We start from the raw sequence: 16,758 nt of genomic DNA on the forward strand, positions 1-16,758 counted from the left end.
TCCGGCATCGACCAGATGGCCGTGATTGCTTTCCGCACGATCGTACGCTTTTCGCCTTGACGGCGGCGGCGGCTTCGGGCGTCCTGTGCCCCAACCATAATCCAGGTGAGGGGAGAACCCGAAAATGACCGATCATGTGCTGGTGAATGACGCTGACGGCGTCCGCACGATTACGCTGAACCGTGCTGATAAACGCAACGCTCTGACGGCCGCCATGTATGCCGCCATGGCCAATGCCCTGACCAGCGCGCCGGAGGCCGGTATCCGTGCGATTTTGTTCACCGGGGCCGGCGGGTTCTTCACGGGCGGCAATGATATTGGCGATTTCCTGGCCAACCCGCCGGCCAATGATGATGCACCGGTGTTCCAGTTCCTCTATGCCATCGCCACCACCCCGTTGCCTGTTGTGGCCGCCGTTGAAGGCATGGCCGTGGGCGTGGGGACAACGATGCTGCTGCATTGTGATCTGGTCTATGCGGCGCCGGATGCCCGCCTGCATGTCCCGTTTGTCGATCTGGGACTGGTGCCGGAAGCCGCCAGTTCCATCTTGATGCCCCGCACCATGGGCCATGCACAGGCGGCCCGCATGCTGATGCTGGGTGAGCCGCTGGGGGCGGAGGAAGCACTGGCCACGGGCATCCTGTCGGGTCTCGTTCCGGCAGCCGAACTGGCGCAGGTGGCTTTGGCCAAGGCTAAGGCCCTGGCCGCCAAACCGGTGGAAGCCATGCGCCACACCAAGGCTCTCATGCGGCCCCAACAGGCGGAAGTGCTGGCCACGATGAAGAAGGAAGGTCAGATTTTCGGCGCCTGCCTGCGTTCACCGGAAGCCAAGGCAGCGTTCCAGGCCTTTATGATGAAGGGCAAGAAGTAACCATCACCGGCGCCGGGCGGGGCTTAGGCCCCCCCGGCCTTTCGCGCCGGTCAGGCGCGGCGTTCGACCACGTAATGGGCGACCTGGCGCAGCATTTCCGCGCGTTCCCCGAAAATCTCCAGATGTTGGGCGGCCTGATCAGCCAGACGGCGGGCCTGGTCGCGGGCGCGTTCGGCGCCCAGGATAGACACAAAAGTGGCCTTGCCGGCGACATCGTCACGCCCCACAGGCTTGCCGACCTCGTCCTGGGTGCCCTCCACATCCAGTAGATCGTCGGCGATCTGGAAAGCCAGCCCCAGATCATGGGCATAGGCCTGCAGCGCATGGTGCTGTGGTGCGCCAGCCTTGCCCAGGATGGCACCGGCTACGGCCGAAAAGGCGATCATTTCGCCGGTCTTCAGACGCTGCAGGCGGGTAATGGCCCCGATATCCAATGCTGTCGTCTCCGCGATCAGGTCCAGCATCTGACCACCCACCATCCCGCGCGGTCCAGCGGCCTTGGCCAGAGCCGCCACCAGCTTGCAGCGCACCTGCGGGTCTTCATGGGTTTCGGGGTCGGCCAGGATTTCGAAGGCCTGCGTCAGCAGCCCGTCACCCGCCAGGATGGCTGTCGCCTCGTCAAATTCCAGATGCACCGTCTTGCGGCCGCGGCGCAGATTGCTGTCATCCATGGCGGGCAAGTCGTCATGAACCAGACTGTAGCAATGGATGAATTCCACGGCCGCCGCTGTGCGCAGGGCGCAGGCCGGGCTGACGCCGAACATGCGCGCACTTTCCATGACCAGGAACGGGCGCAGACGTTTGCCACCGCCCAGGCAGCCATATCGCATGGCATCGAACAGGCGGGCTTCCATCATGTTGCTGCGCGGCAGCAGAACTTCAATGGCGGCTTCGACCTGTTCGACAGTATCCGCCATGGCGGCGGTCAGGGTCTTGGGCAGGGAGGGCATAGGGCAGGGGCCTTCAATCCAGACGGGCGGGCTCGGCACCGATGGTGCCGTCGGCAGCGATGGTGATGCGGTCCACCTTGGCCTGCGCCTCGCGCAGCTTGGCCTCGCAATGGCGCTTCAGCCAGGTTCCACGCTCATAGGATTGGATGGCATCGTCCAACTTGGCCTTGCCCTCCTCCAGCTGACGGACAATCCGTTCCAGCTCAGCAAGCGCATCCTCAAAGCTGAGGGCGGCGATATCAGGGGGCAAGGTCTGGTCGGTCATGGCATCGGCACAGTCATTCGGAAGGCCGGACTGTATGTCCCCCGGCCCGCCGGTTCAAGTGCCGCGCATCGGGATCGTTGCGACAACCTTCCTCAGGCCACCATCAACGTCTTCACATGCGCCGCCGTGCTGTTGGCGAGTGCGCGCAGGTCATACCCGCCTTCCAGGACGGAGACGATCCGGCCCTTGGCATGGCGGTCCGCCACCTCGATCAGCTTCTGGGTGACCCAGACAAAATCATCCTCTGTCAGGTCCAGCCCGCCCACGGGATCACGCATATGGGCGTCGAACCCGGCGGAGATCATTACCAGATCCGGTTTAAAGGCGTCGAGCGCGGGGACCAACTGCGTCTGGATGGCATGGCGGAATTCCGGGCTGCCGGCCATAGGCGGCAGGCAGGCATTAACGACATTGCCGTAAACCCCCTTCTCTTTCACCGAGCCGGTGCCGGGGTAAAGCGGCCATTGATGGGTGGAACCATAAAACAGGTCGGCATCCTGTTCGCAGAAGGTCTGCGTCCCATTGCCATGATGCACGTCGAAGTCGATGATGGCGACCCGGCGCACATGGTGCGTGGCACGCGCATGGGCTGCCCCAACCGCGACATTGTTGAACAAGCAAAAGCCCATGGCCTGATCCGGTTCGGCATGGTGGCCCGGCGGGCGGACAGCGCAGAAGGCATTACGCGCTTCTCCCCCGCAGACGGCATCAACAGCGGCGACCACCGCCCCGGCAGCACGCAGTGCCGCCTTGCCCGTCCCAGGCGACAGAACGGTATCGGCATCAATGCTGCCATGACCGTCGGCGGGCACAGCATCCAGCAGGGCGGTCACATGACCTGGTGGATGCACCCGTTCCAACTGCTCCCGCGTCGCCAGCGGCGCATCGCGTCGGTCCAGGAACATGAAGGCTTCATCCTCCAGCGCCGACAACACCACGCGCAGCCGGTCGGCGCATTCGGGATGGCCATAGCCGGTATCGTGATCCAGGCAGTCGGGATGGGAGAAAAGCAGCGTATTCATGCGGTACGGCGTCCCCGGTCATTTCCTCATCGACCTGCCGGTCTTTGCTGCCGGTTCGGTCCAGGTTCATCATGGCGGCCGGGGCGTTTGCTGTCGTTGCGACAGATCAGCCGCCCCGTCGGATGGTGAACCGTACCAAGGTCCCGTGGGGTGTGTCACCCAGGACGTCAGTCGCAAGCAGTTCGTGGCCGCCTTCGCGGCAGAAGGTTTGGAAATCCTTCGGTGCGGCCTTGTCCGTTGCCGTGACGGTCAGGACCTGTCCCGTCGCCATCGACCGCAAGGCCCTGGCTGCGCGTAGCACCGGCATCGGGCATTTCAGACCCGAGCAATCCAGCGCAACATCGCCATCCATGGGAGTTCCCTTTCTGGAAAATTCATCCGCGCTGGGGCTTGACGGGCGACCGACCCGAACCAGATTCCGTGACGCTATGGATGCCGCGACCCTGACTGTCAAGACCAACGCCGCCGCCGCCCTGCTGAAGGCCATGGGCAATGAACGCCGACTGTCCATCCTGCTGTACTTGTCACAGGGTGAGAAATCGGTGGGCGAACTGGAACAGCTTGTCGGGTTGTCGCAATCAGCACTGAGCCAGCATCTGGCGGTCCTGCGACAGGAAGGGCTGGTCTGCACGCGCCGACAGGCACAGACCATCTTTTACCGCCTGGACGGTGAAACCGTCAGCGCCGTGTTGACGCTGGTGCGGCGGCACTTTCCCGCCTGAAAGGTCCATTGACGGGCGGATGCGCCAGAGCCCATCCGCCCGCCGATGATCAGGCCGCAGCCTTGGCGCCAGGTGTCCTGGCAGCCGCCAGGATCTCACGAGCCATTTGATCGGCCACGGCACTGGTTGGCCGGTTCTCCCGGTCGGCGCGGCGGAAAATCTCCGTAAGCGTCACCGGAATTCGTTCAACCTGGCGAAGGACCGCGTCGCGGTCATAATCTTGCGTGACTTCGGCAGAGACATTGATGATGCCGCCGCCATTGATGACATAGTCGGGCGCATAAAGGATGCCGGCCGCGCGCAGCGCCTCACCCATCGGGTCGGTTTCGAGCTGGTTGTTGGCCCCACCGGCCACCACCCTGGCTTTGATCGTCTCCAGCGTGTGCGGATTGATCACCGCCCCCAGGGCGCAGGGTGCATAGACATCGACATCGGCGGCATGAATGGCATCGGGCGCCACGGCAAGTGCGGCGAACCGGTCCACGGTGCGGGCCACCGCATCGGCATGAATGTCGGTGACGGTCAGCAATGCACCATCATCGGCCAGGCGCTGGCACAGGTGGGAACCAACATTGCCCAGACCCTGCACCGCCACCCGCACGCCCTTCAGGTTGTCGGTGCCCAGCTTGTGCCGGACGGCCGCCTTGATGCCCAGATAGACACCATAGGCCGTGAAGGGCGAAGGGTCACCCGACGCATCATGCCCCTTGGACAGACCGGCGACATGCGGGGTGGTCTGGCCCATGGTCATCACGTCGGCGACGCTGATGCCCACATCCTCGGCCGCGATATATTTGCCGCCCAGACTGTCGATGATACGGCCGAAGGCGCGGAACAGGTCATCAGACTTGTCCTTGCGACTGTCCCCGATGATCACGGATTTGCCACCGCCCAGCGGCAGCCCCGCCATGGCGTTCTTGTAGCTCATCCCGCGCGACAGACGCAGAGCGTCACGCATCGCTTCCTGGTCGTTGGCATAGGGCCACATGCGGCAACCGCCGCAGGCCGGACCCAGGGCCGTGGAATGCACGGCGATGATAGCGGACAGGCCGCTGGCTGCATCGCGACCGAAGAGAACCAGTTCGTGATTATCGAAATCGGGGAAATCGAACAGCATGGGGGCGGGCCTCCGGGCCGGTGGATCGCTGCTGCCGCCTTCCTGATCGGGCGGCTTTGACGGGCAAAGTCTAGGCCCGGCAAGGCTTCAAGGTCGATTTCGTTGTTGGGCGGCCCTGTGCACGAAACGGACGCGCGCCGGTACCGCCGGAAATTTTTATTTCGCGGCGATGTTTTTGACGGACGTTGGCGGCGATTAGCCGGCGCGGCGCGGATCGCGGGCAGGGGCGGTAAAGACCGGGTCCCGGCGCCCGCCGGGGCCGGGTGGAGGCCCGCCCAAGGTCGGTTCCCGCCGCGCGGGACCTGGGGGCGGTGGCGGCGGGGTGGGGCGACCGCTGGCCTTCGTCCTGGCCGCGGGTTTCACCTGACGCCGTCCGCTGCCCCACCAGAAACCCAACATACCGACCAGCAGGGCGCCAATACCGCCGATCACGCCATAGCGCACCCAGTCCGGCAGGCTGGCTGGGTTGAAGCCGGCGGCTCCTTGCGGGCCTTCATGCGTCACTTCGGTTTCCACCGTGCTGCGCGGGGCAGCGGCAGGGTTGGCAAGATCGCTGCCGCCCATACCCGATGCGGCGGCGGGGGGCGGCGCCAGGCTGCTACTGGCAGCGGGTGGGGTGGTGGCGAGGGTGGCGGCCACCTCGCCCCCACCGCGCGAAACGCCCAGAACCGTGCTTTCCGTGCCCTGGCCGCGATCCACGGCGGCGGCAGTCGGGGCGGCGGTCGGCTTTACATCAGCCTCCCGCAGGTTGACGGGCTGGCTTGCCCTGGCCCGGCTGTTCGGGTCGGCCAGATTGCCCACGCCAGTGCGTTCAGGGCGACCGCGCATCATGCTGTCGATCGTGGCCTGATCCAGCCGGCCTGTGGCCCTCAAACCGTTCTTTTTCTGATAGGCGGCAATGGCAGCAGCGGTGGCACTGTCCATTTTGCCGCTGGCCCGGCCCTGGTAGAAACCCTGCTGATCCAGAATCTGCTGCGCCCATTGGATGGTGGCACCATTGGGCTGATTGTCCTGAGCCATTGCAGACGGCGCCACCGTCAGCAGCGACAGGGCCAGGACAGCCGACAGGGCCATCGGGCGATGACGGCGGGCGGAACGAGAACGGACCGGCGCGGACACTTTCAGAAACCCCTCCGGGCAACACAGATCATGGCAGACCGCCCTTGTGCGGTGCGTCATGAAAGGCATGACATCGCGACCGGGCATTGGCAAGGACGACAGGGATGCGGTGTCATCATGACAGATAGGGATGATGGACCGACCCGCCAGTCAAGCATATACATGGTGTCGGATCATGTCCTTTCGAAGGCCGAATTGACCCGTCGCCTGACCGAAAACCAACCGGCCCCGCCGGCGCCAGAGACTGCACCGCCGCCGGACCTGCCCCTGGCGGGCAGCGCTTGGCTGGCCATCATGGCCCTGCTCGATACATTGCTGTTGGGTCCGATGCTGGTACCGCTGGGTCTGCGTCTGCTGGGTCTGTTGCTGCTGGGCTGGTGGTGGTGGTCCGATGGACGATCACCTCGATGGTTGGCCGGGGTCTGGTTGGGGGTGACGGTGGCCGGTCAGGTGCTGGCCACTTATTTCTGGGCAGAGGCCGGGGTTGGTGGCACAGCGCTGGCCGGGGGTACGCTGGCCGGCTTTCTGCTGTTGCCCCTGGCAGCCCCGCTGCTGCGTGATCTCACACGGGCGCCCGATCCAGCCCCGGTGCCGGCCGGGTCGGCGGTCGGCGGGGTGCCGCTGCCTGTGTTGCGCTTGGCGGCCGACAGTCTGCATTCCCGTCTTCAGACGATGGCCCAGGAACTGGACAGCCTGAATGGCGGCCCGGTCAGCCCGGCCCAGGCGATCCAACTGCGTCTGCTGCGCAACGAAGTCGCAGGCATGCAGGCCCTGGTGCGGCAGCGACTGGGTGGGGATGCCGCGCCAGAGATGGCCGGCGCCAATGCCGCCATGACCCGCCCTGCGACTGCGCCCGCTATTCCGGCAACCACGCCACGCCTGCCAGTCGTGACGCCCAACGGGCTGTCGGCCATGGTGGTCGATGATGATCCCGTTGGACGCACCCTGACCCGGTTGCTGCTCGAACAGGCCGGGTATTGGGTGGAGGAAACCGACGATGCCAAAATGGCCCTGGAAATGGCGTTGATGGAGGGGCCGGACGTCGCCCTGGTCGCCGCCCGTATCGGTCGGCATAGCGGCCTGGCCTTGTCCTGGTGCATCCGGCGCGGCGGAGGCCCCAAGGTCGTGCTCTTGCGCGGCCGCGCCGACCGTATCACCGAACGGCAGCGAAAACGCGCGGGTCTGGCCGCGATCCTGGGCAAGCCGGTGACGCCCGACACGCTGGCCGCGACATTGGGGCCGCTGCTGGCGCCGGTGCAGGCCGACCGGCCGCGGCCGCCCGAGCCGGCGGCGGCGACCGCAATCCCCGCATCGCCCATGCTGCCGCCCGCCCCCCCCCCTCCTCCCCCGCCCGATACAACCGAGATCCTGCCCGTGCTGGACCTGCGCGTGCTGGAAGAACATCGGTCGATCCTGGGCAGCGACCGGGTCGGGCAGATCATTGACAGTTTCGGGCGCAATGCCCCCGTTACGCTGGCCAGCGTCGCTGAGGCAATGGCGATCGGGGATGTGGCGGGGGTCGGCCGCGCGGCGCACAAACTGGCGTCGGGGGCGCTGACGGTGGGTTTGTCCGTTCTGGCCAAACTGGCCAAAGAAGCAGATACCGCTGCCAAACGCGGCGATACAGAGACGGCCCTGGCGGCCGCAGCGCAGTTGCCGGCGGCCTTCGCGGCCGGGCAGGCCGCCCTGGCCGGTTATCGCCGGGACCGGCTATCCGGTGTAGCGGGGCAGGGATCAGCGCTGTGATCGCAGCCCGGCAATCCCGGCCAGCAACCACCCCAAGATAAAGCAGAGGCCACCGATCGGGGCAACGGCCCCCATGGCGGAGGGCCCGTACCAGCCCAGCGCATAAAGGGCGCCGGGAAACAGCAGGCAGCCGATGGCAAAAAACAGGCCCGACGCGGCCAGCCAGCGCCCCTGCGCAGGCAAGGCCCGGCGTAACCCTACAAGCGCCAGGATGCCCAGCGCGTGAACCATCTGATACTGGCTGGCGGTTTTCCACAGATCAACGGCGTTGGGGCCGCGCATGGTGGCCAGACCGTGGCTGGCAAAGGCCCCTGCCGCGACGGCAACCGCACCGAACAAGCCGGCCAACACCATCAGGCGCGCGGCCACGGGGTCTGCGGTGGGCGGGGTGGAAGTATCGGGGCTGGTCACGGGCGCGGTTCCTTGGCGGTCGTCACATCTGATAACTGGCACCATTGGACAGGGCCGCCAAGGGGCGGAACATCGCACCCAACCCAGACGTCAACAGGGCGGCGTCCGGGGGGAGGACGCCGCCCTTTTGGCCGGAGCCGGCTTTCAAGGCGGGAGAGGGAGCCGGCCCCGGTGGAATGGACCCGTTCGATCAGGCCGCGCGCGGCAGATCGGCCAGGATCAGTTCGGCCTCTTCCAGCACTTCGATCGTCAGGACCTCTTCGTCCTTCACCGCAGCACCATCACGGGCGTCAAGGGTGAGGCCGTTGACCGTGACCTTGCCCCTGGCGGGAACAAGATAGGCCAGCCGGTCACCCAGGCGATGGGTCAACACCGTGCCCGCCGGCAAGGTTCCCCCCAAAAGCGCGGCATCTTGATGGATATATAATGCGCCGCTGTCCTTATCCTGATCACGACCGGATGCCAGCACGCGCAACTGGCCCTGGGCATCGGTGCCCTTGGGAAACTTCGCCGCTTCCCAGCGCGGCTTCACGCCCCGCTTGTTAGGGATGATCCAGATCTGGAACAGGGTGGTCTCCCCCGGCTCACGGTTATATTCAGCATGCACGATGCCAGTGCCCGCCGACATCACCTGCACGTCACCTGCTTCCGTGCGCCCCTCATTGCCCAGGAAATCCTGATGGGTGATGGCGCCCTTGCGGACATAGGTGATGATTTCCATGTCCTGATGGGGATGGGGATCGAAGCCGGTATTGCTGTCGATCGTGTCGTCGTTCCATACCCGCAGCGGTCCCCAGTGGACCCGTGACGGATTGTGATAACCGGCGAAGCTGAAATGGAAATTGGCGCGCAGCCAGCCATGATTGGCCTTGCCCAGGCCGGCAAAGGGGCGATGTTCGATCATGACACGTCTCCTTGATGGCCCCCCGTACCGTCCCGGATGGCGACGATACGGGGACCTTAGACCACAGACCTCAATCAGGCGTCAGGCCGCAAGTTTGGCGGCCAGACGGGCGACATGGGCCCCCTGGAACCGGGCGCCATCCAGCTCGTTCTGGGACGGCTGGCGGGACCCGTCGCCACCAGCGATGGTGGTGGCGCCATAGGGGCTGCCGCCTGTCACCTCGTCATTGCGCATCTGGCCGGCAAAGCTGTACGGCAAGCCGGCGACGACCATGCCATGGTGAAGCAGGGTGGTGTGGAAGGACAGCAGGGTTGCTTCCTGACCGCCATGCTGGGTGGCCGTGGACACGAAGACAGAGCCAACCTTGCCGATCAGCGCACCCTTGGCCCACAGACCGCCCGTCTGGTCCAGGAAGTTACGCATCTGGCTGGCCATCATGCCGAAGCGGGTGGGCGTGCCGAAGATGATGGCGTCATAAGTCGGCAACTCATCCACCGTGGCAATGGCGGCCTCCTGTTCCAGCTTGATGCCGGAACGCTTGGCCACGTCCTCCGGCATCAGTTCCGGCACGCGCTTAACCACGACGTCGGTGCCAGCCACCGATGCCGCCCCTTCGGCCACAGCCTTGGCCATGGTCTCGATATGGCCATAGGAGGAATAATAGAGGACCAGAACCTTGCTCATTTCGCTCTCCGTCAGATGCGGTGAATTGCTCTGTTGAGCGGAAGATAGGGCGTTGCGCCCCTTCCGATAATGATCCTATTTTGAATAGCTTTGTTCCATTGAGCGGGACAATCGAAGGAGGTTGTGATGGACCGGCTGGAAGATCTGCGCCTGTTCACGCTGGTGGCGGAGGGGCGCAGCTTCACCCGGGCTGCCGAAAAGCTGGGCCTGTCGAAATCCGCCGCCAGTCGGCGCATTGGCGAGTTGGAGGCGCGGCTGGGTGCCCGCCTGTTCAACCGCACCACCCGCCATATCAGCCTTACGCAGGTGGGCGAGGGGTTTTACGCCCGCGTTACCCAAGCGCTGGACGCGCTGGAAGAAGCGGAGCGTTCGGTGGTCAGCCAGCATGCAGCCCCGCGCGGGGTGCTCAAACTGGCAGCGCCGATGTCGTTTGGGATCGTCCACCTGTCGGGCGCCATTGCCGATTTCATGGCCCTGTATCCAGAGGTCACGGTGGATATGGACCTGTCCGACCGGTTCGTTGATCTGGTGGAGGAAGGCTATGATCTGGCGGTGCGTATCGGGCGGTTGAAGGACAGTTCGCTGGTGGCCCGCCGTCTGTGCCCGGTCCGGGCGGTCATCTGTGCCAGTCCGGATTATCTGGCCCGGCACGGCACGCCGCAGACGCCAGCCGATATCGCTGACCATGATTGCCTGATCTACACCAATGTCCAGACCCCTGATCAATGGAGCTTCCGCACCGCGCCGGGCGCAGAGGCGATCCAGAACATCAAGCTGCGGGGCCGGCTCCGGGCCAATAATGGCGACGCGCTGCGTGAGGCCGCGCTGCATGGCCAGGGTCTGGTGCTGCTGCCCACTTTCATAGTCGGCGATGCACTGGCGGCGGGGCGGCTGGTCCCGGTCCTGGACCCCTGGCTGCCCGGTCCGGCAGCGGCCCATGCCGTCTATCCCGCCAACCGGCATCTCAGTCCCAAGGTCCGGGCCTTTGTCGATTTCCTGTCTGGCCGGTTCGGCCCGGTGCCCTATTGGGACGCAGCCCTGTCCGTGATCAAGGGAGGATGATCGGCGGGTTTCACAATTCCTTCACGGCTTTCTGGCATGACAACCGAATTTGTTTCCAGACGGAAAGGGGCGGCTTTGGACCGGCATACAGTTGAGGCCCCGGCGTCGGATCAGGCAGCAGCGGATGCTGTCTGGACGGCAGCCCGGCTCTGCCGCCCGGCGCCATCGGTTGTGGAACGGACCAGTTGCGGTGCCGTCGCCGAACTGTTCCAGGCCGACCCCGACCTGCCCGGCGTCATCGTGTTGGACAGCACCGAGCGCCCCCTGGCCCTGGCCGACCGGGCTACCTTCCTGCTGCATTTTTCCCAGCGGTATGGCCGCGACCTTTATGCCAGGCGACCGGTCATTCATCTGGCCGACCGCCACCCCCTGCTGGTGGCGCTGCATACCGGCCTGTCTGACCTCAACATCCTGATCGCGGAGCGCAAGCCCGACGCCCTGCATCGCGGTTTCGTGCTGGTCGATCCGGACGGCAGGGCGGTCGGGCTGGGCCAAGGTATCGACGTCATGCGCCTGACAGCAGAGGAGATGGCCCGCACCCTGGAACGGCTGCGGGCCACGCAGCGCGACCTGATCCAATCTGAAAAGATGGCGGCGCTGGGCGGGCTTGTGGCCGGTGTGGCGCATGAGATCAATACGCCGCTGGGGGTGGCGGTGACGGCGGCAACCGCGTTCGCCCAGGACACGGAAAGGTTTTCCAAAGCCTATCGGGACGGCACCCTACGCCGCAGCGACCTGCAGGATTATGTGGCGTCGGCGGGGGAGGCCATGGGTTTTGTGCTCGGCAACATCACCCGCGCAGCCGATCTGGTGCATAGTTTCAAGCAGGTGGCCGTCGACCAGACCACCGATCAGCGCCGCCGCTTCGATCTGGGTGACTATCTGGGGGAGGTTCTGCGCAGCCTGCAGCCGCAACTGCGTCGCCTGCCCCACCGGCTGGACGCCGATCTGGTGGAAGGGCAGGTGGTGGAAAGTGCGCCCGGTGCCATCGCCCAGATCGTTACCAACCTCGTCATGAATGCCCTCACCCATGCTTTCACCGGTCAGGGCAGGGCAGGGACCATCTGCGTCAGCCTCTGCCCGGCCCCCGGCACGCCCGGCTGGGTTCAATTGTCGGTGACGGATGACGGCCAGGGCATCGAAGCCGCCATTCTGCCCCGGATTTTTGATCCGTTTTTCACCACGCGCCGCGAGGCGGGAGGTACAGGTCTGGGGCTGCATCTGGTGTATAATCTGGTTACCCAGCGCCTGGGTGGGCGCATCGACGTGGAAAGCCGGGTTGGCCAGGGCACCCGCTTCACCGTGGCCTTTCCCCGCCGCAGCGCGGTTTGAGCTCTTGCCACCCCCTGACCTTAGCCTAATTCAAAGGTATTGACGTCTTGTGTTTGGAACATATCATGAACATATTGTTGCCACTCTGTTGATCGTTTCATGGCCAAATCGCTGAAACAACGCCTCGCCATCCTGTCTGACGCCGCCAAATATGATGCGTCCTGCGCGTCCAGCGGTACACAGAAACGGGATTCCGCGACCAGTGGCGGGCTGGGATCGACGGAGGGAATGGGCATCTGCCACGCCTATGCCCCGGACGGGCGTTGTATTTCGCTGCTGAAAATCCTGCTGACCAACTTCTGCCTGTATGACTGTGTCTATTGCGTCAACCGGTCATCCAGCAATGTGGAACGGGCACGCTTTACCGCCGAGGAAGTGGTCTGGCTGACCCTGGAATTCTACCGCCGCAACTATATCGAGGGGCTGTTTCTGTCGTCGGGTATCATTCGTTCGTCGGACTACACGATGGAACAACTGGTCCGGGTGGCCAAGGACCTGCGCACCCTGCATAACTTCCGCGGTTATATCCATCTGAAGACCATCCCGGAGGCGTCGCCGCATTTGATCGAGGAGGCGGGGCTTTACGCTGACCGCCTGTCGATCAATATCGAACTGCCGACCGACCAGGGCATCGAACAGTTCGCGCCGCAAAAGCACCCGGCCCGCATCCGCCAATCCATGTCCGACCTGTCGCTGAAGATCGAGGCCGCAAAAGAGCCGACCCTGAAGACCAAAAGGCGGCAACGTTTTGTACCGGGCGGCCAGAGCACGCAGATGATCGTCGGCGTGGATGGGGCCACGGACGCCACCATCTTGGGGTCCAGCGTCGATCTGTACAGCCGCTTCCGCCTGCGCCGGGTCTATTATTCCGCCTTCAGCCCCATTCCCGATGCCTCCAGCGCCCTGCCATTGTCGCGCCCGCCGCTGATGCGGGAACATCGGCTGTATCAGGCGGACTGGCTATATCGGTTCTATGGGTTCGATGTGACAGAGATTACGTCGGTGCGGGCCGATGGTAATCTGGAACTGGATATCGACCCGAAACTCGCTTGGGCGCTGGCCAACAGGGACCGGTTCCCGGTGGATGTGAACCGGGCGGACAAGGAGATGCTGCTGCGTGTGCCGGGTTTGGGTACAAGTTCGGTGCCGGCCATCCTGTCAGCCCGCCGGCACAAGCGCCTGCGTCTGGATGATCTGGAACGGTTGCGCGTATCGGTGCGAAAGGTGCGGCCCTTTATCATGGCCGAGGGTTGGTCGCCGCTGCGCCTCACCGACCGCACCGACCTGCGCGAGCTTTTTGCGCCGAAGCCCAAACAGTTGAGCCTGTTCGGATGATCCGGCTGGGTCTTCGCGGCCGTGGCGATCTGGCGGAATGGCGGGATGCGGCGCGCGCCCTGCTGCGGGCTGGGGTGCCGCCAACGGATGTGGATTGGCGGGTGCAGGATGGCGGGGCTGATCTGTTCGGTCTGGCCGATGATCCGTTACCGCCACCCGATCCTTCGCTGTCCGCCCCGACGGTGCCCGCCGCCTTCCTGACCCTGGCCGATGCGGTGATCTGTCACCGCGACCCGTCGCGTTTTGCCCTGCTTTACCGCCTGCTCTGGCGGGTGCAGGGCGAACGTGCCCTGCTGTCCATTCCTTCCGACCCGGACGTGGCGCGGGCAGAGACGCTGGAAAAGGCCATCCGCCGCGACGCGCACAAGATGAAGGCGTTTGTCCGTTTCAAGGAAATGGGGCCACCGCACGCGGGGCGTCGGCGCTTTGCCGCCTGGTTTGAACCGGATAATTACATCGTGGCTCGCACGTCCGGCTTCTTTCAGCGGCGTTTCACCGACATGGATTGGATCATCGTCACACCCAAAGGGTCGGCGGCCTGGGACGGCCAGCACCTGACCCTGTCAGACGAACCATCACAGAAGCCCGACCTGATTGACGATACCGATGACCTGTGGCGCACCTACTTTGCCCATATTTTCAATCCGGCGCGGTTGAAGGTGCAGGCGATGCAGTCGCAGATGCCCAAGAAATACTGGAAGAACCTGCCAGAAGCCGATCTGATCCCCGACCTGATTGCCAGCGCCGAGGACCGGATGCGCGACATGATCGACCGGGAAGCAACGCAGCCCAAACCGTTCCACTACCGTATCCGGGAACGGGAGTGAGCGGCATCTCCGTCGCCATCATCCAAGGCTGGATGCCGGTTAATATCAGACCCCGATGAAGCGCCCGGCTTCCGGTGCCGGCATCGGGCGCCCATAGAGATAGCCTTGCAGGAAACCGCAGCCCAGGCGCGATAGTTCATCGGCCTGTTCGTCGGTTTCCACCCCTTCGGCCACCACTTCCAGCGCCAGTTGCTGGGCAAGCGCCAGCATGGTGCGCAGAATGGTCCGGCTTTCAAACCGGTCGATCATGCTGGTCACAAAGGCCCGGTCGACCTTCAGGAAATCAAAGGGCAGGGTCTGCAGGTAGGACAGGTTGGAATAGCCGGTGCCGAAATCATCCATGCACAGACGGATGCCCAGGTCGCGCAGGCCCGTCAGGATTTCCGCCGCATGGGCTGGATCGCCGATGATGGTGCTTTCCGTGACTTCCAGTTTCAGCAGGGTCGGATCGACGCCGCTTTCGGCGATGACGGCGCGCACATTGTCCAGGAAACCGGGTTCTGACAATTGCGCCGCCGAAATATTGACCGAGACCCAAACGGGCCGCCCGGCGCGTCGGGTCCAGTCGGCGGTTTGCAGGGCGGCTTCACGCATCACCCAGGTGCCGATGGGCACGATCAGACCGGTTTCCTCTGCCGTGGGGATGAAGGCGGCGGGGATGACAATACCCCGCGACGGATGGTTCCAGCGCACCAGCGCCTCAAACGCCGCAATCTCACGCGTCGCGGCGTCAACGATGGGCTGGTAATACAGCTCAAACTGTCCCTGTTTGAGGGCGGTGCCCAGTTCCATGGTCAGGCCCAGCCGACCGCCATCGGTGCGATCGGCACCGATGACCACTTCCTGCAAGCGGCCAAAGGCACGTTTGGAAGCCTGCATGCTTTCTTCCGCGCGGGCCAGCAACTCCTCCCCATGACGGCCGGGGCAGTTGCACCAGGCAAGGCCCGGCGACGACATGGGATGCACCTCCCGCCCGGCAAGAATGATGGGTTCGCTGACGGCACCGGCCACAGCGTGGATGGCGTCACGGGCCGCAGACAGGATCGGGGCGCCGGGCAGCAGCAGGGCGAACTGGTCGGCGCCTGTCCGCCCGCAAATGGCATCGGCGCCGGCGGCGGCGGTCACACGCTGAGCGGTGCTGACCAGCAACCGGTCACCGGCGGCCACGCCCAGTTCCTGATTGATATCGCGGAAATGGCGCAGGTCGATGATGCCCACGGCGACGCTGTCGGCGCCGCCCGGCTGCATACGGGCCAGCCGCGTCTCGATGGCCTGAATGAACCCCAGCCGGTTCAGGAGACCGGTGGCACGGTCATGGGTACGGTCCTTGGAAAGTTGCACCAGCAGTCGGGCATTTTCCAGGGCCACGGCGACGGTGCGCGCAAACAGCGACAGCATGCCGGCGTCCAGCGCCCGGCCGGGGGTCAGATGGGACAGGTGCAGGATAATGGCGGCATCATCCGCCAGGCTGGCCGGCAAGGCGAACCAGTCCGCGCCCGACAGGGCCTTGCCGGCAGCCAGAGCCGCCGTTACCTGCTGCCCGATTTCCGCGGGGACCAGATGGGCCAGCGCCCCTGGCGTCATGGCCACGCGGCCTTCCCCGATACCGGCCAGCAGAAGGGGTTCCCCTGTGGTGCCATCGGGCAGCCGCTCGCAACGGACCAGCAGCACGCCGGCGCCGGGACCGGCCACCGCCGACAGGGCGTCGACGGCGGCATGGGCCAGACGTTCGGGATCATGTTCACCGAACAGCCGGGCCGATGCGTCCAGAATATGGGTCAGCCCCGCTCGGTGCTGGTCCAGTTCACGGATCTGTTCAAAGGCCCGCAGCGCCGTGTAGACCGATGTCCAGAGCCGCCGTGCCGTCAGTTCGTCCTTTGCCCGGTAGTCATTGATATCATAGCGTTCCACCACTTCCCGCTCTGGCGCCTGACCCGGCTGACCGGTGCGCAGGATGATGCGGACATCATGGTTGCCCATCTCCTCCCGAACGGTCTGGATCAGTCGCAGGCCCGCATCCTCCGCTTCCATCACCACATCCAGCAGGATCAGGGCGATATCGGGATAGAGGGCCAGCATCTGCCGCGCCTCGCCAGCAGAATAGGCGGATAAGAACAGCAGTTTGCGTCCGGCATGCGCCATGTCGCGCAGGGCCAGGCGGGTCACGGAATGCACAGAAGGGTCGTCGTCGACGATCAGGACCAGCCAGGGCGCCAAAGAAGGCGAGGCCGGAGCCGGTGCCGGCTCCGCCGCGAAATCCAGCAGGTCATCCGCCATTCCGTTCGCCCCCCGGCCCGATGGCCATCCCTGTCCAGGTGTCATCTGCCGTTTCCCCTGCTTTGGGATGGCAGTCGCGCTCATTGTGTCGAATCAACAGCGCGAACCTACGCC

The 16,758-nt window shown here is 64.8% G+C and carries 17 protein-coding genes; 7 read left to right on the forward strand and 10 right to left on the reverse strand.

Features of this window, described 5'->3' with window-relative positions:
* Positions 1-124 precede the first annotated feature (124 nt).
* Positions 125-871: an enoyl-CoA hydratase-related protein gene (locus CHU95_RS15805; RefSeq protein WP_094457319.1), complete on the forward strand. Its 747-nt coding sequence runs from the start codon at positions 125-127 to the stop codon at positions 869-871.
* A gap of 50 nt (positions 872-921) precedes the next feature.
* Here the strand turns inward: CHU95_RS15805 and CHU95_RS15810 are convergent, their stop codons facing one another.
* From CHU95_RS15810 to CHU95_RS15825, 4 genes are all read right to left on the reverse strand, one after another.
* A complete protein-coding gene (locus CHU95_RS15810; protein WP_094457320.1) occupies positions 922-1,821 on the reverse strand; it encodes a polyprenyl synthetase family protein in 900 nt (299 codons plus the stop codon).
* A gap of 13 nt (positions 1,822-1,834) precedes the next feature.
* On the reverse strand, positions 1,835-2,086 hold the full coding sequence (locus CHU95_RS15815) for an exodeoxyribonuclease VII small subunit (RefSeq protein ID WP_094457321.1): 252 nt from the start codon (positions 2,084-2,086) through the stop codon (positions 1,835-1,837).
* A gap of 92 nt (positions 2,087-2,178) precedes the next feature.
* Complete coding sequence (locus CHU95_RS15820) at positions 2,179-3,108, reverse strand: histone deacetylase family protein (RefSeq protein WP_094457322.1); 930 nt, start codon at positions 3,106-3,108, stop codon at positions 2,179-2,181.
* A gap of 106 nt (positions 3,109-3,214) precedes the next feature.
* The gene (locus CHU95_RS15825; protein WP_094457323.1) at positions 3,215-3,460 is read right to left on the reverse strand and encodes a sulfurtransferase TusA family protein; all 246 of its coding nucleotides are present in this window, start codon (positions 3,458-3,460) and stop codon (positions 3,215-3,217) included.
* A 76-nt stretch (positions 3,461-3,536) separates the two neighbouring features.
* On the opposite strand from CHU95_RS15825, the gene CHU95_RS15830 reads away from it, so the two are divergent.
* Complete coding sequence (locus CHU95_RS15830; RefSeq protein WP_094457324.1) at positions 3,537-3,830, forward strand: ArsR/SmtB family transcription factor; 294 nt, start codon at positions 3,537-3,539, stop codon at positions 3,828-3,830.
* Between the two features lie 49 nt (positions 3,831-3,879).
* Here CHU95_RS15830 and CHU95_RS15835 read toward each other — a convergent pair whose 3' ends face one another.
* Together CHU95_RS15835 and CHU95_RS22135 are read right to left on the reverse strand one after the other, a co-directional pair.
* Positions 3,880-4,947, reverse strand: a complete 1,068-nt coding sequence (locus tag CHU95_RS15835) for a Glu/Leu/Phe/Val family dehydrogenase (RefSeq protein WP_094457325.1) — start codon at positions 4,945-4,947, stop codon at positions 3,880-3,882.
* 195 nt (positions 4,948-5,142) lie between these two features.
* The gene (locus CHU95_RS22135) at positions 5,143-6,066 is read right to left on the reverse strand and encodes a peptidoglycan-binding domain-containing protein (RefSeq protein WP_165772215.1); all 924 of its coding nucleotides are present in this window, start codon (positions 6,064-6,066) and stop codon (positions 5,143-5,145) included.
* A 162-nt stretch (positions 6,067-6,228) separates the two neighbouring features.
* Here CHU95_RS22135 and CHU95_RS15845 point away from each other — a divergent pair, with 162 nt between their 5' ends.
* Positions 6,229-7,812 (forward strand): response regulator, encoded by a 1,584-nt coding sequence (locus CHU95_RS15845; protein WP_165772216.1) that lies wholly within the window; start codon positions 6,229-6,231, stop codon positions 7,810-7,812.
* On the opposite strand, the gene CHU95_RS15850 is transcribed toward CHU95_RS15845, so the two are convergent.
* From CHU95_RS15850 to wrbA, 3 genes are all read right to left on the reverse strand, one after another.
* Positions 7,801-8,223: a DUF423 domain-containing protein gene (locus CHU95_RS15850; RefSeq protein ID WP_245838334.1), complete on the reverse strand. Its 423-nt coding sequence runs from the start codon at positions 8,221-8,223 to the stop codon at positions 7,801-7,803. The genes CHU95_RS15845 and CHU95_RS15850 overlap by 12 nt on opposite strands.
* Before the next feature lie 190 nt (positions 8,224-8,413).
* Entirely contained in the window at positions 8,414-9,127 is a 714-nt protein-coding gene (locus CHU95_RS15855; protein WP_094457328.1) for a pirin family protein, read from the reverse strand.
* 81 nt (positions 9,128-9,208) lie between these two features.
* Entirely contained in the window at positions 9,209-9,811 is a 603-nt protein-coding gene (gene wrbA, locus CHU95_RS15860; RefSeq protein WP_094457329.1) for an NAD(P)H:quinone oxidoreductase, read from the reverse strand.
* A 126-nt stretch (positions 9,812-9,937) separates the two neighbouring features.
* On the opposite strand from wrbA, the gene CHU95_RS15865 reads away from it, so the two are divergent.
* From CHU95_RS15865 to CHU95_RS15880, 4 genes are all read left to right on the forward strand, one after another.
* On the forward strand, positions 9,938-10,873 hold the full coding sequence (locus CHU95_RS15865; RefSeq protein ID WP_094457330.1) for a LysR family transcriptional regulator: 936 nt from the start codon (positions 9,938-9,940) through the stop codon (positions 10,871-10,873).
* 75 nt (positions 10,874-10,948) lie between these two features.
* The gene (locus tag CHU95_RS15870; protein WP_165772217.1) at positions 10,949-12,205 is read left to right on the forward strand and encodes a sensor histidine kinase; all 1,257 of its coding nucleotides are present in this window, start codon (positions 10,949-10,951) and stop codon (positions 12,203-12,205) included.
* 99 nt (positions 12,206-12,304) lie between these two features.
* Entirely contained in the window at positions 12,305-13,540 is a 1,236-nt protein-coding gene (locus CHU95_RS15875) for a putative DNA modification/repair radical SAM protein (protein WP_094457332.1), read from the forward strand.
* Positions 13,537-14,367: a TIGR03915 family putative DNA repair protein gene (locus CHU95_RS15880; RefSeq protein ID WP_094457333.1), complete on the forward strand. Its 831-nt coding sequence runs from the start codon at positions 13,537-13,539 to the stop codon at positions 14,365-14,367. The genes CHU95_RS15875 and CHU95_RS15880 overlap by 4 nt, the downstream gene beginning before the upstream one ends.
* 45 nt (positions 14,368-14,412) lie before the next feature.
* Here the strand turns inward: CHU95_RS15880 and CHU95_RS15885 are convergent, their stop codons facing one another.
* Positions 14,413-16,644, reverse strand: coding sequence for a GGDEF/EAL domain-containing response regulator (locus CHU95_RS15885; RefSeq protein WP_165772218.1), 2,232 nt, complete (start codon positions 16,642-16,644; stop codon positions 14,413-14,415).
* Positions 16,645-16,758 lie beyond the last annotated feature (114 nt).

Source organism: Niveispirillum lacus (genome assembly GCF_002251795.1).
Classification (GTDB): Bacteria; Pseudomonadota; Alphaproteobacteria; order Azospirillales; family Azospirillaceae; genus Niveispirillum; species Niveispirillum lacus.

Bases quoted from the DNA above. Each gene is read 5' to 3' on its own strand.
- CHU95_RS15805 (WP_094457319.1), top strand. From the start codon at position 125: ATGACCGATCATGTGCTGGTGAATGACGCTGACGGCGTCCGCACGATT.
- CHU95_RS15810 (WP_094457320.1), bottom strand. From the start codon at position 1,821: ATGCCCTCCCTGCCCAAGACCCTGACCGCCGCCATGGCGGATACTGTC.
- CHU95_RS15815 (WP_094457321.1), bottom strand. From the start codon at position 2,086: ATGACCGACCAGACCTTGCCCCCTGATATCGCCGCCCTCAGCTTTGAG.
- CHU95_RS15820 (WP_094457322.1), bottom strand. From the start codon at position 3,108: ATGAATACGCTGCTTTTCTCCCATCCCGACTGCCTGGATCACGATACC.
- CHU95_RS15825 (WP_094457323.1), bottom strand. From the start codon at position 3,460: ATGGATGGCGATGTTGCGCTGGATTGCTCGGGTCTGAAATGCCCGATG.
- CHU95_RS15830 (WP_094457324.1), top strand. From the start codon at position 3,537: ATGGATGCCGCGACCCTGACTGTCAAGACCAACGCCGCCGCCGCCCTG.
- CHU95_RS15835 (WP_094457325.1), bottom strand. From the start codon at position 4,947: ATGCTGTTCGATTTCCCCGATTTCGATAATCACGAACTGGTTCTCTTC.
- CHU95_RS15845 (WP_165772216.1), top strand. From the start codon at position 6,229: ATGGTGTCGGATCATGTCCTTTCGAAGGCCGAATTGACCCGTCGCCTG.
- CHU95_RS15855 (WP_094457328.1), bottom strand. From the start codon at position 9,127: ATGATCGAACATCGCCCCTTTGCCGGCCTGGGCAAGGCCAATCATGGC.
- wrbA (WP_094457329.1), bottom strand. From the start codon at position 9,811: ATGAGCAAGGTTCTGGTCCTCTATTATTCCTCCTATGGCCATATCGAG.
- CHU95_RS15865 (WP_094457330.1), top strand. From the start codon at position 9,938: ATGGACCGGCTGGAAGATCTGCGCCTGTTCACGCTGGTGGCGGAGGGG.
- CHU95_RS15875 (WP_094457332.1), top strand. From the start codon at position 12,305: ATGGCCAAATCGCTGAAACAACGCCTCGCCATCCTGTCTGACGCCGCC.
- CHU95_RS15880 (WP_094457333.1), top strand. From the start codon at position 13,537: ATGATCCGGCTGGGTCTTCGCGGCCGTGGCGATCTGGCGGAATGGCGG.
- CHU95_RS15885 (WP_165772218.1), bottom strand. From the start codon at position 16,644: ATGGCGGATGACCTGCTGGATTTCGCGGCGGAGCCGGCACCGGCTCCG.